9 protein-coding genes and 1 other annotated feature are annotated in these 18,394 nt (G+C 49.7%); of the genes, 7 read left to right on the forward strand and 2 right to left on the reverse strand.

What is annotated here, in order from left to right:
• The first annotated feature begins 11 nt into the window (after positions 1-11).
• The 3 genes from chrB to PKO02S_RS09725 all read left to right on the forward strand — a co-directional run bounded on the left by chrB (position 12) and on the right by PKO02S_RS09725 (position 7,484).
• Complete coding sequence (gene chrB / locus PKO02S_RS09715; protein ID WP_127581794.1) at positions 12-608, forward strand: chromate efflux transporter ChrB; 597 nt, start codon at positions 12-14, stop codon at positions 606-608.
• A complete protein-coding gene (chrA, locus tag PKO02S_RS09720) occupies positions 596-1,126 on the forward strand; it encodes a chromate efflux transporter ChrA (protein WP_127581796.1) in 531 nt (176 codons plus the stop codon). Before chrB ends, chrA begins: the two co-directional genes overlap by 13 nt.
• 190 nt (positions 1,127-1,316) lie before the next feature.
• Positions 1,317-7,484, forward strand: coding sequence for a metallophosphoesterase (locus tag PKO02S_RS09725; protein WP_127581799.1), 6,168 nt, complete (start codon positions 1,317-1,319; stop codon positions 7,482-7,484).
• 658 nt (positions 7,485-8,142) lie between these two features.
• On the opposite strand, the gene PKO02S_RS09735 is transcribed toward PKO02S_RS09725, so the two are convergent.
• The gene (locus PKO02S_RS09735; protein WP_127581802.1) at positions 8,143-10,926 is read right to left on the reverse strand and encodes a hypothetical protein; all 2,784 of its coding nucleotides are present in this window, start codon (positions 10,924-10,926) and stop codon (positions 8,143-8,145) included.
• Positions 10,927-11,135: 209 nt separating this feature from the next.
• Positions 11,136-12,020: an AraC family transcriptional regulator gene (locus PKO02S_RS09740; protein WP_164821372.1), complete on the reverse strand. Its 885-nt coding sequence runs from the start codon at positions 12,018-12,020 to the stop codon at positions 11,136-11,138.
• A gap of 239 nt (positions 12,021-12,259) precedes the next feature.
• On the opposite strand from PKO02S_RS09740, the gene PKO02S_RS09745 reads away from it, so the two are divergent.
• The 4 genes from PKO02S_RS09745 (at position 12,260) to PKO02S_RS09760 (ending at position 18,360) form a co-directional block, all read left to right on the forward strand.
• Positions 12,260-13,468, forward strand: a complete 1,209-nt coding sequence (locus PKO02S_RS09745; RefSeq protein ID WP_127581808.1) for a DegT/DnrJ/EryC1/StrS family aminotransferase — start codon at positions 12,260-12,262, stop codon at positions 13,466-13,468.
• Positions 13,461-14,765, forward strand: a complete 1,305-nt coding sequence (locus PKO02S_RS09750; protein WP_127581811.1) for a neutral/alkaline non-lysosomal ceramidase N-terminal domain-containing protein — start codon at positions 13,461-13,463, stop codon at positions 14,763-14,765. The genes PKO02S_RS09745 and PKO02S_RS09750 overlap by 8 nt, the downstream gene beginning before the upstream one ends.
• 250 nt (positions 14,766-15,015) lie before the next feature.
• Positions 15,016-15,268 (forward strand) — a binding site (T-box leader).
• 69 nt (positions 15,269-15,337) lie between these two features.
• Positions 15,338-17,017, forward strand: a complete 1,680-nt coding sequence (locus tag PKO02S_RS09755) for a glutamine--tRNA ligase/YqeY domain fusion protein (protein WP_127581814.1) — start codon at positions 15,338-15,340, stop codon at positions 17,015-17,017.
• A 338-nt stretch (positions 17,018-17,355) separates the two neighbouring features.
• Entirely contained in the window at positions 17,356-18,360 is a 1,005-nt protein-coding gene (locus tag PKO02S_RS09760) for a phosphotransferase enzyme family protein (RefSeq protein WP_127581817.1), read from the forward strand.
• Positions 18,361-18,394 lie beyond the last annotated feature (34 nt).

Below are 18,394 nucleotides of genomic sequence, written 5' to 3' on the forward strand. Positions count from 1 at the left end.
GGAATTTACTTATGGCCAACATGGTTCTGGAGATTTGCATAGCGATGCTGCGGACAGGGATTCTCGGATATGGAGGCGGTCCGGCCACGGTGCCGTTAATCCGGTATGAAGCCGTCACCCGCTACAAGTGGCTGGACGACGACGAGTTCGGGGAGGTGCTGGCGATTGCCAACGCCCTGCCTGGACCGATCGCCACCAAGCTGGCCGCTTACCTCGGGTACCGGGTGAAAGGAACCGTAGGCGCCATCGTCGGCGTGTTGGCTCATATTTTGCCGACCTCCGTCGCGATGGTCGCTTTGTTTTCGTTATTTGCCTTTTTTCAATCGTCGTCGATTGTATCCGGCATGATTTCGGCCGTCGTGCCGGTCGTCTGCGTCATGCTCGGCATGATGGCGTACGAATTCGGCGAGAAGGCGGTCAAAGGGCTGGGGCTGAAAATCGGCATCGCGGCGTTCGCGCTTTCTTTTTTGCTGCTGCAAATAGGGCGGCTTCACCCGGCTATCGTCATCGTCGTGTTTTTGGCGTACGGGGCTTTCCACAATAGAGTGCGAGCCAAGCTGTCCAATCGCAAATTGAAAAGAGGGGAAGGCTCCACATGGAGTGGTTGAACCTGCTAATCGGTTTTTTCGTTGCCAACGTGCTCGGCTACGGGGGAGGCCCTTCCTCCATTCCGCTCATGTATCGGGAAATCGTGACGAAGCACCATTGGCTGGACAATGAGCAGTTTTCCAGCATGCTCGCGCTTGGCAATGCGCTTCCAGGCCCAATCGCCACGAAAATCGCGGCATACGTCGGTTACGACATCGCCGGCTGGCTCGGCGTGCTGATCAGCCTGCTCGCCACCGTCGTGCCGTCCGCGCTTGCTTTGATTGTACTGATGAGAACGCTGCAGCGCTATAAGCAGTCGACGGTCGTCAAAGGAATGACGCTGCTCGTCCAGCCGGTGATCGCCATCATGATGCTCGTCTTGACGTGGAGCAATTCGATAGATTCCGTGCACGCGATCGGCATTTATCAATTTTTGGGCATCGCCCTCGTCGCGTGGTATTTGATGGCCCGCCGCAAGGTGCATCCCGCGCTGCTGATCGTTTGCGCATTTGTGTACGGGGGCGTAGTCTTGTCGTAGGAGTCATTTGTCCATCAGCCTTTTTGCCAATAAATAAACAGGTCAATCAATCGGGGATTCTCCGATGATTGGCCTGTTTTTCGTTTGCGAAATCGTACAGCGCCTTAACGTAATCTTTACGAAAAAGCCGATCAAAATTAACAAATTACATACATAATGACTATATCTGACAGAGAGGAGATTTTGCAGAATGTACACAACAAGAAAGTCACCATCAAAATTAGTTTCAGCTCTTTTAGTCGTGCTATTAGCTATTTCTGCTCTTGCAACGCCTATGACGGCATTGGCAGCAGCGCCTGCGGCAATTCCGACCCAAGTTGCAATCAGTATAGCCGGAGGTGCCCAAGTCGGTAAATCGGCGATGAGTGTGAACTGGGTAACGGATCCGTCGGTCAATCTTTCAGAAATTATTTATGGTACATCACCTAACCTTGTTGGCGGTGTAAGTAAAAGCGCCGCAATGGCTGCTCCAGTGGCCACAGATATTTTTCCGGAGAATAACCGGACAGACTTTAAAGCGATTCATGCCTTTAATGTGGTTCTTCAGGATCTTACTCCTGAAACCAAGTATTATTATAAAGTCGGCAACGCCAGTAACGGGTATAGCGCGATCGCCAGCTTCATCGCTCCTGCGGATCCCGCCGCCAAGAAGCCATTTTCTTTTGTGGTCACTCCCGATACTCAGGGGTATTCTGTAAGTACGTTTGACAATACAGCGAAGCTATTCGACTATATTAAGACTAATGAATCGGATGCTGCGTTTCTCCTTCATATGGGTGACGTGGTAGAGGACGGTCATAAATCCGACGAATGGCAGTATTTTTTCGACGCTGCTCAAAACCTTTTGAATACGCTACCAATCATGGCAACCCCTGGAAACCATGACGGTGCATCCTATGACAGAGATTTTGTGCAGTATAAATCAAGATTTAACTATAAGTCCTTACGGAAACCAAGCGGTCTGTCTTCAGTTACGGAGGGAACCGTATATTCCTTTGAGTATGGAGACGCCTTGTTTGTTTCTCTTAATTCTTTTGCATCTTCCGCCGACAACGCCATACAATGGGATTTTCTGGCGAACGAAACGGCGACCACCTCTAAGCAATGGAAAATCGTATATTTCCATGTTGCGCCCTATGACCCGGGGGCAAGCCACTATTCCATCGATAATGTGACAGGAAAAAAACTTACTGATGCGGGTGTCGATTTGGTACTCTCCGGTCATGAACACGCCTATGCCAGATCTACGTTAAAGACGACGTCATCTGCAGCAGGCACAGGAAGCATTCAAAAAGCAAAATTCGGCGAAGCGCCTACCTATGTCATAGGCGGATCGGTATACAACTACGCCTACAGCCTGGACACCCGCGACACTTCCTGGAACGATTATTTTTATGACCTTCGCATCGACAAAACGAGTACAGGCGGCGGAGCCATTTATTCTCCAGGTGTTTATAGCAAGGTGGAAGTTACGAGCAATGCGATCATCTATAAAACGTACTATAAAGCAACAGGCTCTGAAAATCCTTTCCGTGTCATCGATGAATTCACCGTCACCAAATCCGGGAACAGCATCACCCAGCCGACAGGCGGCGGTCAAGAACCTACCTCTGTAACGTTCTTGTTCGACTCCTTTAAGCAAGAGGCAGGCAAGTATATTGCACGCTTTAACTGGACAACGCCGGTAACTACCAAGATCACGCAGCTCTATTACGCTAAAAAAGCAGACTTTGAAAGCAACGGCGGAAAATTTACAAATGTGATTGTGGGAACCAATAAATCGGTAGACCTCTCAAGCGCCATTGCAAATGCGAACTATAATAGCGCAGGGACGGCGTACTCCATCGCGCCGATCCAGAGCCATAAGGCGGAGACAGCCGTACTTGAACCGGGTACGGAATATGTATACAGTGTTGGCGACGGTGCAACGAATGTTACAAGCGTTGTTACACCGGCCAGCTTTACAACTCCTGCCAGCAATCTCGATACCTTCAACTTTGTCTGGGTTACGGACGTACATGCAGCCAGTAACAATAGGGATGGTCACAATGACAAGGCGCTCACGCAAGCCTTTACTGATTTCCCGGATGCCTCGTTTATTGTGAGCTCGGGTGACCAAGTCACCTATGGTTTCGACACCTCGGAATGGGATGGTTTTTTTGAGTCCAATGCCGATACGTTTGCTCGTGTGCCGCTGTATATGGGGACAGGAAATCACGAGTACGACGGTGCAGGCAACAACTGGGCGCCGAATAGCAGCTGGGACCCGGTCGACCCCACGCTTCAAAATCTTCTGGGACGCTACAACCCGCCTAAAAACGGAGCGTCATTTTACGGCGGAGGCGACGGTACTCAAAGAATGGTAGCGGGTATGGACAAAATGCAGTTTGAGTCCAGCAACTACTATTATGTTTATGGCGACACGCTTTTCTTAATGATGGATTATCAGGACCAGAACAATGCTGCCCAAATCAAAGCGCAACAGGATTGGATGAAGTCGGTCGTCAAACAAAACCCGACCAAATGGCGGGTTGCGATTTTACACAAATCTCTTTTCGGGTATCGTATGGCAGACCCTGTTGCATCCTGGACAAACGCTTTCGATGAAGCGGGCGTGGATGTGGTGCTTATGGGACACGACCATCTCTATGTCCGCTCCCAGCTGTATGCGAATGGCGCCAACATTGCGCCACAGACTTACGGCAACGGAACAACCTATCTGACGAACTATTCCGGGAATAACGACAGACGCGGACCTTATTTCGTAAGCAACAATAGAGACGCAGCCAAAATGGCTTATGTCGATGTAAGGGCAGTAGGACCAGGATTTTCGAATATTTCGATTTCACCGACTGAGATCAGAGTGACAAGTAAGGGATTCGATTCCAATGGAACCTTGGTAACCGGGGACAGCCATGCACTTGTCACGAATACACCGCGTACTCCCAATTTGTCCACTTGGAGTTTCCCTGCTGTCCCGCAGGACGTGAACGAGTTGACCATAACGAATGTTGCCGTGACAGGGATTGCTAAAGAGGGACAAACCCTGCATGCATCCGTTACTCCATCGAGCGCCACCGCCACTTTCAGATGGGAGCGCTCAACGGACGGTACGGCCTGGACAGCCATTGCGGGAGATGCATCATCGAATTATACGATCAAGACGGCGGATGTAGGCTTGTATTTGCGCTCCGTGGCCACGGGGACCGGTTTTTATAACGGCGTCGCCACAAGCTCGGCCACGGCTAAAGTCACCCCTCTTGCCGGCACTGGCTCATCCGCTGTAAAAATCGGTACGGCAAGTGAATTGGTTGCATTCTCAGAAGGGTTTGGCACAACGGCCTATCCGATCGACGGAAAGTACGAGTTATCGGCGGATATTGATATGGATGGCGTACCCTTCTCAGCAATCGGCGGAGGCGCCACAATAACACCATTTATAGGCACATTTAACGGAAAAGGCTACACCATCCGAAATCTTAAAATTTCGAGCAGCAGCAGCAACACTGGCCTGTTTGCTTATATAGGCGCAGGCGGCCGAGTTGCGAATGCTAAATTGGCGAATGTAGATATTACCGGCGGCAATCTTACGGGTTCCATCGCGGGAACCTCCATCGGCACGATCGAAAACAGCTATGTGGATGGAAAAGTAACCGGCGCTAGCAATACAGGCGGTATTGTAGGTTTGCTCCATGCGGGCACTGTGAAAAATACGTCCGTAACCGCAGAGGTTTATGGAAATCCGGTTGGAGGCCTAGTTGGAGGTACCAACTGGAACAGCTCAGGTTCGCCTCTTACCAAACGAGACACTACAACCGGAAAAGTGATTCTGAATAACTATGTGAAGGGTACGGTGTCCGGGCCTGACGGAGCTGCATATTTGGGTGCTTTTGTTGGGGATATGGGCGGTTCTTCAGGTAGTCTGCTCCAGACCCTTAATGGCAACACGGTGACCAATGCCGTATACAACGTTGCATCCGGTAAAATAGGAGGCTACTGGTCTGGCAGCAGGCCGATCATCGACTCCAATCAAGTTAACTACTATGACAGTGCCAATTTAGGCACGGATGGATTGCCCACAGGAGTCGCCGCAACCTTTGCAGGTAAGACGGTTTCTGATTGGGCGCAAAAAACAACGTTTGAGGCTTTGGGATGGGACTTTGCGAGCGTTTGGGATTGGGATGCGACGAACAACGTCCCCGTACCCAGAACGATTGATCTTGGCGGCGATGAAGATAACTTCGTAACGGTTATTGCAAACTCAGGCTCGGGCGGGACGATTTCTCCCGACGGATATGTATTGGTCGAGCGTGGACAAGATCAAAAGTTTACATTCACTCCAAACCAATATTTTGAGATTGACACGGTAAAGGTTGACGGAGTGGCTAATCCAGAGGCTGTGACGGCAGGCGAGTATACCTTTAACAATGTTACCGCCGTACACACGCTTGAAGTCACCTTCAAGATTTCCGATGCCACTTCGGGTGCTGCTCCAGGCCTTGTTTCGACAAGCGCTTATTACAACAGGGGGGAAGATGCCCATATTTGGGTAACGGTAGACTTCGGCCATGGCGCTTTGGGCATTCAACCGGAAAACTGGCGGAGAGCGGTAACAAGCGTGAAGATCATGAAGGACAATGCGCTGGTTCTTGATGCCGCGGGCTGCTACTGGTTCCCAAGCACAGGTTATGGCGCTCCGCCGGAACGGCTTGAAATTGCTTATGACGACATCAACAAGCTTCCTGAGTACGGTAATTTAGTTCCGGGGACATATGACCTTGTAATAACCTTTGCAGACTTGAACTCCAGTGTATACACCATCCCTCTGACCGTAGAAGATAGGAAAGTCTCTACGCTGACTGTAGAGGGGGGTACAATCACGGTAGACGGAGCTGCTGTAGACAGTCCTGCACAGGTGAAGGCGGACTCGCAAGTTACGGTAAGGGCTGTTGCGCCGAACGGACAACGCTTTGTAAAATGGACAGCGACAGGTCTTGCAAATGAAAGTTATCCTGCTAATCCGTTTACCTTAGCGATGCCGGCAAGCCAGGTTGCATTGAAGGCCGAGTATGAAACAATGCCAAGCACTGACGACGGCAGCAGCGATGGCGGCGATGGCGGCAATAACAGCGGCGGCGGTAATGGCAATAACAATGGAACTCCTCCAACTCCGGAGCCTTCCATAACGGAAGAAAACCGAGTAACCGTTACGCCTGAAGTGAAAGGCAACACAGCTTCCGCTACTGTAACTGCAAAAGCGGTAGAAGATGCCATTGCATTTGCGGAAGCCGCAAGCGGTACGGCAGCAGTTGAAATCAAGGTAGCAGCACCGGCAGATGCAAAGATCATTGAATTGACGATTCCAAGAACATCGATTGGAGCAGTAGCTGGAGGCAAGACGGAAGCCCTGACGATTTCAACACCAGTTGCATCCATCACCTTTGACGATAAGGCTCTACAAACCATTGCGGGAGCAGCTAAGGCAGATGTAACCGTTACAGCAAGTGTTGTAGATTCGAGCACTCTTTCCGTGCCTGCGGCTATCATCAACAAGGTTGCGGACAGACCGGTCTATGAATTTACGGTAACAAGCGGCAATGATCAGTTATCCCATTTCGAAGGCGGTTTTGCATCCATTGCAGTTCCCTATACATTAAAAGCAGGCGAAAATGCAAACGCCATTGTGGTCTATTATCTGGACAACAAAGGAAATCTTAAAAATGTAATGGGTAAATTTGATGCTGCAACAGGTACCGTAAAGATGAAGCTCAACCACTTCTCAACGTATGTGATTGGCTTCAATAGAGTAAAGTTTGCAGATGTCGAAAACACTCAATGGTATGCAGAGGCCGTAGATTTTGTAGCCGCCCGCCAGCTCTTTAATGGGGTAAGCGATGGCAAGTTTGCACCAACCATAACCATGACAAGAGCGATGTTTGCCATGGTCATTGCAAACATGGAGGGAGCCGACCTATCCAGCTACAAGACATCAGAATTTCGTGATGTTGACATTCATGCTTGGTATGGCCAGGCCATTGCTTGGGCAGCAGCAAACAAAATTGTTTCAGGCGTAGGCGATGCAAAATTTGAGCCCGATGCCCCAATCACTCGGGAGCAAATGGCTGTCATGCTTCATAACTACATCAAAATTAAGGAGATTAAACTAACGACCACGAGCCAGCCGGCCTTTGCCGATGCAAGTACGGTGAGCGATTGGGCCAAGGAGGCTGTGACGCAGATCCAAAGCCATGGTATTATCAGCGGTGTAGGTGAAAACACATTTGCACCAAAGGCCAATGCCGATAGAGCCAGCGTCGCCACCATATTTACTAATTTTATACAGGCATCCATTCAGTAACGATAGTTGAATAAGACACAACGGCAGCTAGCACTCGACTGGCTGCCGTTGTTCATTAAACTATATAGTTCTTGTCATTTGCTTTTGACAAGAACTTTTTCCTATTGTGCGTCAGGCGGACATGTCATTATTTCACAGTGTGCCCGAACCTCGTCTCGGGATCCGAATAAGATAAGAGTCAACAATACGTTTTAGGGGGAGTTTCTCTGAATAGTAAAAACATTATTGGCTGTCCTGCCCCTCGGAACATCACATTGGCTCAGCGCCTTAAGCCAATTGTAGGTCGGACGGTTACTGTGTTCCAACCCGGCTTTCCGCAGCTGACAAGAACAACAGGTAAGCTCTCCAATGTGACCACGTCCTCTTTTACAGTGGGAACAACAGTAGTGGATACCCAAACGTCCTTCTTTGTTGTCCTTAACGAGCTCGTTAAAATGACAAAGCCATTTGATTTGACGGCTACCGCAGAAGACATCGGTGAGCTTCACGGGAGACTAATCAGTGTTGGAAGAAATTTTGTCGAGTTTATCAGGATGCCAGGCCGGAAGGTACCTACTCTGTTCCCGCTAAATCAGTTTACTGAAGTCGTTTGCGAAAGCGAAGATGAGGAGTAGGAACAGCGAACGACCCGCAAGTAACGGGTACGATAGCTTAGCTCTTATAGTCGGCAGCCGGCTAACCGGCTGCCGTTGTCATTGAAGTAACGGACAGAGCCCTCCGACAACTCCAAGAAGGTAACTCGAATGTCCAGGTGTCCCTCTATACCCGTGAGGTCAATTGTTTCTAGCTCGGCGTTGAATGCGACATGATCGCAGCCGTTCACGGTAACCGAGGCGATCGTTCTCTTGTTCGGCGTCCTTAGTCTTAAGCTTAACCTGGAGATAGGATCGCGGGCAGGAACATCGAGCGAAACGATCACATAGTTGTCGGACAGGAAGGACTCGATCTTATAGCTAATCGGGCCGAATAGAGTCGGTGCATCCGCCACCCGGATCGACTTGCCATGCTCCAACCATCCCCGTGGAGTGGAGTGCGCAAGACGAAGCTCTGACGGCAGCCCCTCACGGTCCGTCGTCTCTGTAAGAAGCATCAGACGCAGCAATTTCAGGAATAAGCTGTTATTAGCACCATTCGGAGGGAGATAGAACGAGCGATAATATTCCCCTGGATATACGCCCACTGTATCGCCTTCCCCAGCAATGTACGTATCTCGGGTCATCCCGTGTGCAAGCTTCCCGTACAAAGCCAACACCAGCCGATCCGCATCATCCATCTGAGCAGCAAGCTCGGCATAGCTGAGCCCGTATACGTTGTCTACGCCGGTTGTTTTATAGCCGGCCAATCCGCCATGCTTGTAGGCGCCGACCTCTGTCGGGTAATAGTTGAACCGGATCATGCCGAGCAGCCACGAGCCATGCTGCTGCAAGTAACGGTAAGCTCGGCTCATGCGCGGACTATCATAGTCGTACAGGCCGGATACGAGCGCATAGGGCATACAGATGTTCCAATAAGAGCCGAGCGTCGTGGCTGTAATCGGATCGAACACCAGAGGGTCGGGACTGGGTACCGTTGTAGGAATGAACAACGTCCCGTCCGCCTGTTCCACCTCTGACTGCTCGGTGACGTCTAGCAGCGCTTGCTTGAACTTGGAAGCCCATTCCAGACAAGCTTCTTGCAAAGCATGGTCCCCAGTAAGCCCCCACAGCTTGCCGATATCGCGCAGGCCTCTCCATACGACGGCTTGCTGGTGGAGATAGTAGGCCTTCTCTTGAATGTCGCCGGAATATACTTGCGGATAGACAAGACCGAGCGGATCGGTCTGCAGCTGCTCGATGGTGTCTGAACAGTACTGCTCATATTGGTCCCGGTGTTCAGTCAATAATGAAGTATCCTTCGTCATGTAGTAATATTGCGCTGTATGGGTGAGTTTCTCGCCCCTCTCCCAGTTCGGATACGGCCGATTAGGCTTCCACATGTCTAATAAAGCTTCGAGACAAGCCCTTTGGCGGTCAAGATAGCCGTACATACCCAAGGTAACGGCCATATCGCTGCTCTCGGGCTGGTAGAAGGTCTCGTAGGCATTCCCGGAGCTATATCGCCAACCCAAGTAAAGATTCTGAATGAGCAAGTTTCGCTTGGCGTTCATGATAGGCGCTTCCGGCACGTCAAACACGGCTCCTTGGTCCAATAAACCTTTCCAATAGCCGATCAGATCAGCCTTCGCTGCCTCATATTTCTCCTCATTTATGTCAAAATGTTCGCAGGGTGCCGGATCATTCAACCGAGCGAGGTAGATGACGTGGTCTTCAGTATCGGTGAAATCTTGGGCAAACGTTAATGTAAATTCGTTATAGGAAGCACCGTCGCCAAATAGAACATGAGTGTGCTCTCCCGAAACAAGCTTGCCGCCGCTCAACGTGATCCCTTCATCGCTTAGTTGGCAATGGACGGAAGTTTCCGTCTGAGCGGAGCCATTCTTGCATACATGGATGCGAATAAAGCTTACTAGTGAAGAAGTTTCCGCTATGGTATGGGCGAACGACTCCTGACGATACAGTACGCCATTGGAATCCGTATATTCAGTCGTCAAGACAGGCCAGTAGCCCTCTTCAAGAAAAGGACCGTTCAGCCTGCTGAGGGATTTTCCGTACCGCTCCACTCCACCGGAATGTCCGACAAGAATGGTGAGCTTACTGCGGTTATAGTAGTTCGAGATGATCTGGCTGCCGTCCGCCACATGAAGCGCGACAGGACCGCCTCCGCTTAAACTGGCTGGGGTCCCGAAAGGAATATAGTACATGCCGGATTCCGTCAGCATCGTCCCGCAGTGCATCAAAGGCTTCAAGTAGCCTCGAATGTTCTCGTATGTAGGGCCTTCAGGCAACGCCATCAGCTGCTCGCCCCACACATCGGTCCCTTGGCTTAACGCCCAGCTCACGCTATCCTCGTAGCCTTCCTCCAGCAGCATCGACGGCTCAGTTATCGGTGGGGCGCCTTCCCATGGCTTGAAGACGATCTCCAATGCCATGCTCCCGTCCACCGGTTTGTATTGGACATACCCTTGACTCTGGGTTCCCCTGCTGTTGCGTTCCCCCCGCGCCACGGCCCCCTTGCTCAACCCTGGAGCCCCGGAGCCGACTCGGATACAGTAGGTCTGGTTCATCTCCACGAAGACCGGACTCGTGAACGCGACCGTCCTCTTCCCCGTGCTCCCAGGCGGCAGCATGCCGGACGCGAGTATGTTTCCTCCGTACAGATCATCCGTGATGAGATCGATTCGGACTGAATCGTTGTTGGCCTCCGTCAGCCAGATTGACACTTCATGAATGCCGACGTCATGTGCAGGGAAGCTTTGCCCGGCCACGGATTTTCCCCAGATTTCACTGAACGTTTCTTCCATTCCGGGGTTGGAAAAAACAATGGATTCGGTCTGATTTTCCATGGAGGTCACTTCCTTAATAGGTTAGGGCAACTATATCATAGGACACCGTGTTTGAGTATGGGATTATTTACGGGTTTATGGATCTAACCGCATCGAGGTTTATTTGACGAAGAAGAACTTGACATTTGCATGAGAAGAAGTCATCAGAACGAATGATAGATACTGAGGAAGGAAGGGCTAATTGTAATGGTTTTGATAAATTCTTTGCATTAGCCCAGGGAAGCGGGCGTTGCGGCTTTCATTTTGAACGCACTGGGAGTCATGCCCACCTCTTTCTTAAAGACGCGAGAGAACGTGCGGAAGGACTCGAAGCCCGACTCGACCGAGATGTTATAAACCGACATGTCCGTCGTAAGCAACAGGCTTGAGGCTCTTCTGATTCTCAGCGTATGTAGATAATCCAAGAAATGCGTTTGCAGCTCTCTTTGAAACAAACGGCTGATAGAAGCGGAACTAACGTTGAATTTTTTGGCCAAGCTTTCTTGGGTCAGCGAATTCAAATAATTCGTATGCACGTATTGAATAATCTCCCAAATCAAATTCTTCGTCGAAGGATTGGAATCATGGAAAGGTTGAAGGTCGGTTTGGGACTGGCAACGGGCGAAGATCACCAGCGCTTCGATCACTTTGGATCGGATAATGCTGTTCTTGCCTATCTTAGAATCTTCATATTCGGAGAATAGCGTCTTGCAGATCTTGACCATTTCCTGAGCGTCCGCATCAACCAGTCGCACGTTGGAGGGAAGCTGATTGCCGGTCTGTAAAATCAGTTGTCCGAATTCCGCATCCAGCTTGGAGTCGAAAATCAGGTTGATATCGAACATCAGGCAATAAAGATGTAACGGAGCGTCTTTACTGCTAAGGATGTGATGGATGTGATGTGGCAACAGCAGACTGACGGATCCCTCTCTCAATTCATGGGTAATGCCGTTAAGCGTTTCGGTGCCTCTGCCCTTCGCCACGTAAGAAAGCTCCAGATAGTCGTGATGGTGGAGCGGGATTTCGTTCCGGACGATATTGGACAAGCAATAAAAAGGCAATTTACCGTTCTTGGCATGCGCTGCAGAATCCCCATACTCTAAATATACGGTCATCCTGTAACCTCCGGACATTCGGTTAATCACTTTGCAAACGAACTTCTTTAGTAGAGAGCTCACCTACTCATAGTATCGCGTTCCCGCCCGGGGTTCAATAAGTTCGTTGAAAACGGGTTTCTGTCTGTTTTCTGAAAAAGTTGACTCATGTCGCCGCATCAGATCCTGTATCATTCTAGATAATCTGGGCTCGAACTTCAAGCTTACCAGACGATGAAGATCGGAGAGGATGAAGCTAAATGAGTTTAGCGATCAACGGAGGAAGTCCGGTCAGGACTAAAGGTTTCGCGAGGTGGCCGGTGTTCGGCGAATTGGAAGAGCAGTATGTATTGCGCGTGCTTCGCTCGGGCAAATGGGGCGGCGTAGGCGGTACCTGGACTGGAGAAGAGCCGTTTATTCCGCAATTCGAACGGGAATTCGCGAAGCTGCAGGATGCCCGATATGGCGTGAGCTGCGTCAACGGAACGGTAGCGCTTACCGTAGCCCTGCAAGCTGCCGGCGTCAAACCCGGAGATGAAGTGATCGTTCCTCCTTATACTTTCATAGCGACCGCGACGGCCGCGCTTGCTTTTGGAGCGATTCCGGTGTTCGCGGACATCGAAGAAGATACGCTACTGATCGATCCGAACCAAGTAGAGAACGCGATTACGCCGAAAACCAAGGCGATCATCGCCGTTCACGTTGCCGGAGCGCCGGCGAACATGACGCGGTTATTGGAGATTGCCCGCAAGCATAATCTCGCATTGATCGAAGACGCGGCGCAAGCCGTCGGCGCCCAATGGGAAGGCAAGGGAGTAGGCGCCATAGGCGATTTGGGGACATTCAGCTTCCAATCCAGCAAGAATTTGAATGCCGGCGAAGGAGGCATCGTGCTTACTAACGACAAATCGATGTGGACCGAAGCCTGGTCCATTTGCAACGTGGGACGCATCCCCAAAGGCGATTGGTACCAACACGAGGTGTTGGGACAGAATTACCGCATCACCGATATTCAAGCCGCACTTCTATTGGCGCAAATGACCCGTCTTGAAGCGCAAATGCAACAGCGGGAGTCGAACGTGGCTGTGCTCAATAAACTGCTATGCGGCGTGGACGGCGTTTCCTTGCTGAAGCTGGATTCACGGATTACCAGACATGCGAATCACGTATATTTATTTAAGCTGGCGCCCGAATTGGCGCAAAAAGTCGATAAAAGCGATTTTATCCGAAAAGTCGCGGCGGAAGGCATTCCGTTATTCGCTGGCTACGTGCCTTTGAACCGTACGAATACCGTTCTGAAGGCGACCAAAGAATGGCTCGGCGAAGAGCGGGAATACGATTGTCCCGTCTGCGAACGGTTATGCGCCTCGGAAGCGCTTATGCTCAGCCAGACAGTGCTTCTCTCCGAAGAAGAAGCTATGACCGATGTCGCCGAAGCTCTGGACAAAGTGATCCGTTCTTATGACTGAGACGCTACTGCTAGGGACGGCCAAAGTCAATATTACGCCCAGCTTTCCTGTCCCGCTGGCTGGTTTCGCTTCCAGACAGGGGATGGGGGCTTTCGAAGGCGTGTCGCATCCGCTATATGCAAGAGTATTTTGTTTGCAGCATCGGGGCGGAAACGGGGAGACAACGTCAGCCGCGATAATCAGTGCGGATTTGCTCTGGTGGGGGAACCAGATGATCGCAGAGCTAAAGCGACGGATCCGTGAAATATGGCCGGCGGACGAAATTATTCTTCACGCGACGCACACGCATTCGGGACCGCAAGTCTGGGACGGCTTTTCCCGGTATGGCGGCGCTTTTGACCCGTTATACGTCGAAGAGTTATCGGTCAAGGTTACGGAGGGTATCGATGTCGCGATCCGAAATATGGAGGGCGTATATGCGGAACACGGCCTTGGGGAGTGCGAGATAGCGATGAACCGTCGTCAGCGGGCCGAGGGTCAAGTGCAGATCGGCATGAATCCCACAGGTCCGGCAGACCGGGAATTGACCGTAATTCGTTATCGTAACTACGCCGGACGGGTCAAAGGCGTACTAGTTCACTATGCTTGCCATCCGGTCGTCACGATGGAAAATTCGGTTTCTTCCGAGTTTACCGGCGTCGCGATGGAGACGCTGGAACAGGCAATAGGTGGCGGAGGCGCCGTTTGCGCGTATTTGCAAGGCACTTGCGGAGATATCAACCCCTGTGAAAGAGGGGGCGGCGATGCAACGGTCGTAAAACTCGGACGGCAATTGGCGAGCGACGTTCAACGCGTATTGGATGCGCCGATGAAGCGCCTATCCGCATCCGCCCTTCTTTCCCGGGCTTGGCAAATCGAGCTTCCCTTACAAGCGATGCCAGAGCGTGCCTATCTGGAATCCTTGCAATCCAATCCCGGCGCGATGGGGGAGTGGAGCGGAAAGCTGTTGGCTGGTTTCGATTCCTTAAAGAATTACTTGCCCTTATCGGTGACGACGTTGCGTCTCGCGGAAGGAATCGCCTTGCTGGCGATGAATGCCGAAGTCGTGACGGAATACGGCCTGTTCCTGAAGTCCTTATCCGAAGGCAGGGTTCTCCCGCTGGGCTATTGTGACGGCATGATCGGCTACATTACGACGGCTCAGCAACTGGTCGAAGGCGGTTACGAGCCGATTGGTTCCACGATTTATTTCGGCATGCCCGCACCTTTCCATTCGACCGCTGAACAAACCTTGCGTGATGCGATGCTAAGGATGGTCAACGATATCTATGTTCCGGATACGAATACCGGCTCTTAGCGCGGACGGGCTCATACAGAGGCACTTTTGTTTTATTCAAAGTCTCCCAAATTAATCGTTCCACAGGAATTCTAATAGGTGACTTTAGTTTCATGACGAACAGGCAGCCGGCATCTTGGGCTGTCTGTTGAACTATTAGGCAGTTATGTGCAATTATGACTCGCATATTTTTGCATTAGATAAGATTAGATTGAAGTGATGAACCGAGGTTTACAAAAAAGGGAATGATTTGATATTATGAAGGCAATAATCAAACGCGATGATGAGAAGAGTAAGGGAAATTGTCCTTGCACAGAGAGCTCCGGCAGCTGAAAAGGAGTCAAGAACGTTTCCCAGAAACAAGTCTCTGAGCAGCATGTCGGAACCTTAGCCGGGGATGGCATGACGGGAGCTCCCGTTATAGAGCTAGAGTATAATCATTGCTTGCAATGCCGTACTTGAAGAGGTTAGTATGGCGACATATTAATGAAGCTGGGGTGGCACCACGAAATTTCGTCCCCAAGACTGAAGGTCTTGGAGGTGAAATTTTTTTATTTTGTAGGGCCATTTCCCGTTCATTAGGAGGAGTCGACATGAGTAACGAGAAGGAGCATGTAACCGAACATTTTCTATTGAAGTTGATTAGAGAAGAGCTGGAGCAGAACCCTTTCGGCAGGAAGATGTGCACGCGGTTTCCACCCGAGCCTAATGGCTACCTGCATATCGGAAGCGCTTATGCCATCCACACCAATTATACAGCTGCGCAAACGTTTAACGGGACCTTCCATTTACGCTTTGACGATACGAATCCCCTAAAAGAAGACATCGAATATGTGAATGCGATCCAGGCGGACATCAAGTGGCTAGGATACGATCCGGGGGAGCACATCTACTACGGCTCGGACTATTCGGACGAAATCTATAACGCAGCGCTTCATTTGATCCGGCAGGGAAAAGCCTATGTCTGCGACCTGACACCTGAGGAGCTGAACGAATATCGAGGCACTTTGACGGAGCCGGGGCGGATCAGCCCTTACCGAAACCGCCCGGTTGAGGAAAACCTGGAGATTGTTGCGAGGATGAAGAAAGGCGACTTCCCGGCGGCCTCCAAGGTGGTTCGAGCTAAGATCGACATGGCTTCCCCCAATTTGAGCATGCGGGACCCTGTGATCTATCGGATTTTATTCGCAGAGCATTACCGGACCAAACACGACTGGTGCATCTACCCGATGTATGATTTTGCTCACCCGATTCAAGATGCGATTGAAGGGATCACCTACTCCTTATGCTCCATCGAGTTCAAAAACAACCGTCCCTTGTACGAGTGGGTGCTGCAAGAGCTTGGGTTCCCCGAGCCGCCTCGACAAAGAGAGTTCGGCCGGTTGAACTTGACGGGGGTGGTCACGAGCAAACGCTTCTTGAGGCCAATGGTGGAAGGCGGCTATGTAGACGGCTGGGATGATCCCAGGCTTCCCACGATCCAAGGGCTTAGGAGAAGAGGCTTTACATCGGAAAGCATCCGCAGCTTCGTCGAGGCCATCGGCAGTATTCGAACGGAGAGCACCGTAGATATTTCCCTCTTGGACCATTGCCTTAGACAGGACTTGAAGGAAAAAGCGGTTCGTGTCATGGGTGTGCTGCGGCCGCTGAAAGTAGTGATTACCAACTATCCTGAAGCGGAAGCAGAGTTTTTGTCGATCGAGAACAATAGCGAGAACGAGGCGCTGGGCAAGCGGGAGGTTCCGTTCTCTAGAACGATCTATATTGAGCGGGATGATTTTATGGAGCAGCCGCCCCCGGATTTCCACAGGCTGAGTCCAAATGTCGAGGTAAGGCTAAAAGGAGCGTATTTCATCAGGTGTGAAGAAGTGATCAAGGACTGTGAAACAGGTGAAATCTCGGAGCTTCACTGCACCTACGACCCGCTTACGAAGAGCGGCACTGGGTTTACAGGTCGTAAGGTGAAGGGAACGATTCATTGGGTTTCTGCGGAACACGCTGTCAAGGTTGATGTTAATCTTTATGACAAAATGTTACTTGATCAAGAAAGTTTGAAGGAGAATAATGGGAATTGGACTGAAAGGATAAATCCTGACTCGTTGGTTACCATAAAGGACGCTTTAATTGAACCTTCCGTTAAAGGTTCACTTCCGGAACAGAAATTCCAATTCTTTCGCCATGGCTACTTTTGTATAGATAACAAGTATAGAAACAACGATCGGCTTGTATTTAATCGAATCGTCCCGTTAAAAGATACTTGGAGCAAAAAATGATGTACTGCAAATAGCGAACGGTAAGAGAAGGGACTATCTGCTTAATTCTGGACGGCCCATACTAAAAAAACTTGTCATTAAAGACACGTAGTGAACCGTCCCCAGGTTACAGGCAGGTGATTCGACTAACGGCATACTATACTTCTATGATAACAGGCTGCCGATCGGCGGCCTGTGCTTCTTATGGGGGTTTACATTAATATCGCGGTTAGTGTTAATGGGGAGTTTAGTTATTATTAATGTTTATTTTGTAATAGTTCTTAACTTTTGGTATTATTTGAGGAGTTGCCTCTAGGTAAAAATAGCTTTAGGTAATTCACTGATAAGTGAGGGTTTTTATGGATGAAGTGCAATTACTCAAAACGGCTATTAAGCAATACGGATTAAATCCTAGTAGTTTAATTGTTGATAAGGTGATTCAATCTAATAACTGGCACGGAGATTTACATTTCAAAATTCTCGTCGATAACAAATATTTCTCGGCAAGATTTATTGGGGAAAAGCGATACGAATCAGATATCTTTATTAAATTGTCGGATGAAGTTTTAACTGAACAAATAAGATTTTGTAATTACCTTCTGAATTCGGGCATTCCATTTATGAAACATATGTCAACTATTCATGGGGAGTCATTCTCAACAATATGTTTAGAAGATAAAGATTGGAAATTTGTATTGTTTGAGTGGATTAAAGGGGATCACCTTACCCATTGTACAGAAACCATTGCTCGAACATTTGGCGCTTTTGCACGAAAGATACATAACATATCGTCTAAGTTTGACACTAGCGTCTTTCCTCAAGAGTCACACAGCAAAGGACATCATGAGTTTTACAATTTACTCTGTACTCATGCTTCCTCATCTAGGATTTCGCCCCTCACAACAGACTTGTTAAAAAGCTACCTTAACAAAATTGAGTATCATAAAGACCGCGCAAAATCTACGTCACATGACTTCATAATTCAATCTGACCTAAACCCGCTAAATATCCTATGGAATCAAAGCGAGCAAATAATTGGTGTTGTTGATTTCGAATCAATAACATACACAGATAGAGTGGAGGGACTAGCATGGTTGGTTAAATGGTACTCTAGAACTCATGGTATCGGCTCTCATGAAATGTCGCCAATTCTTGCTAAATCAGTGTTACAGGGATATGGCGCGGATGAAATCCTTATTCCTAGAGATTTTGAAAGACTTCCTTCCTTGTTATGGCTTACAGGTTGCTTAAATTGGAATTTTACCGCTAAAACCATTGAGCTAATTAAGAACAAAGATGATGCTTTACTGAAAGAACATTTAATTAAGTATCTTAAGCGGCTCAACCCCAAAATCAGTTCTTGATTATTAGCGCAACATCCGGTGGCGGTTACATTCG

Source organism: Paenibacillus koleovorans NBRC 103111, from assembly GCF_004000845.1.
Classification (GTDB): Bacteria; Bacillota; Bacilli; order Paenibacillales; family NBRC-103111; genus Paenibacillus_AA; species Paenibacillus_AA koleovorans.

Coding starts and splice junctions, on each gene's coding strand:
- chrB (WP_127581794.1), top strand. CDS start 12: ATGGCCAACATGGTTCTGGAGATTTGCATAGCGATGCTGCGGACAGGG.
- chrA (WP_127581796.1), top strand. CDS start 596: ATGGAGTGGTTGAACCTGCTAATCGGTTTTTTCGTTGCCAACGTGCTC.
- PKO02S_RS09725 (WP_127581799.1), top strand. CDS start 1,317: ATGTACACAACAAGAAAGTCACCATCAAAATTAGTTTCAGCTCTTTTA.
- PKO02S_RS09735 (WP_127581802.1), bottom strand. CDS start 10,926: ATGGAAAATCAGACCGAATCCATTGTTTTTTCCAACCCCGGAATGGAA.
- PKO02S_RS09740 (WP_164821372.1), bottom strand. CDS start 12,020: ATGACCGTATATTTAGAGTATGGGGATTCTGCAGCGCATGCCAAGAAC.
- PKO02S_RS09745 (WP_127581808.1), top strand. CDS start 12,260: ATGAGTTTAGCGATCAACGGAGGAAGTCCGGTCAGGACTAAAGGTTTC.
- PKO02S_RS09750 (WP_127581811.1), top strand. CDS start 13,461: ATGACTGAGACGCTACTGCTAGGGACGGCCAAAGTCAATATTACGCCC.
- PKO02S_RS09755 (WP_127581814.1), top strand. CDS start 15,338: ATGAGTAACGAGAAGGAGCATGTAACCGAACATTTTCTATTGAAGTTG.
- PKO02S_RS09760 (WP_127581817.1), top strand. CDS start 17,356: ATGGATGAAGTGCAATTACTCAAAACGGCTATTAAGCAATACGGATTA.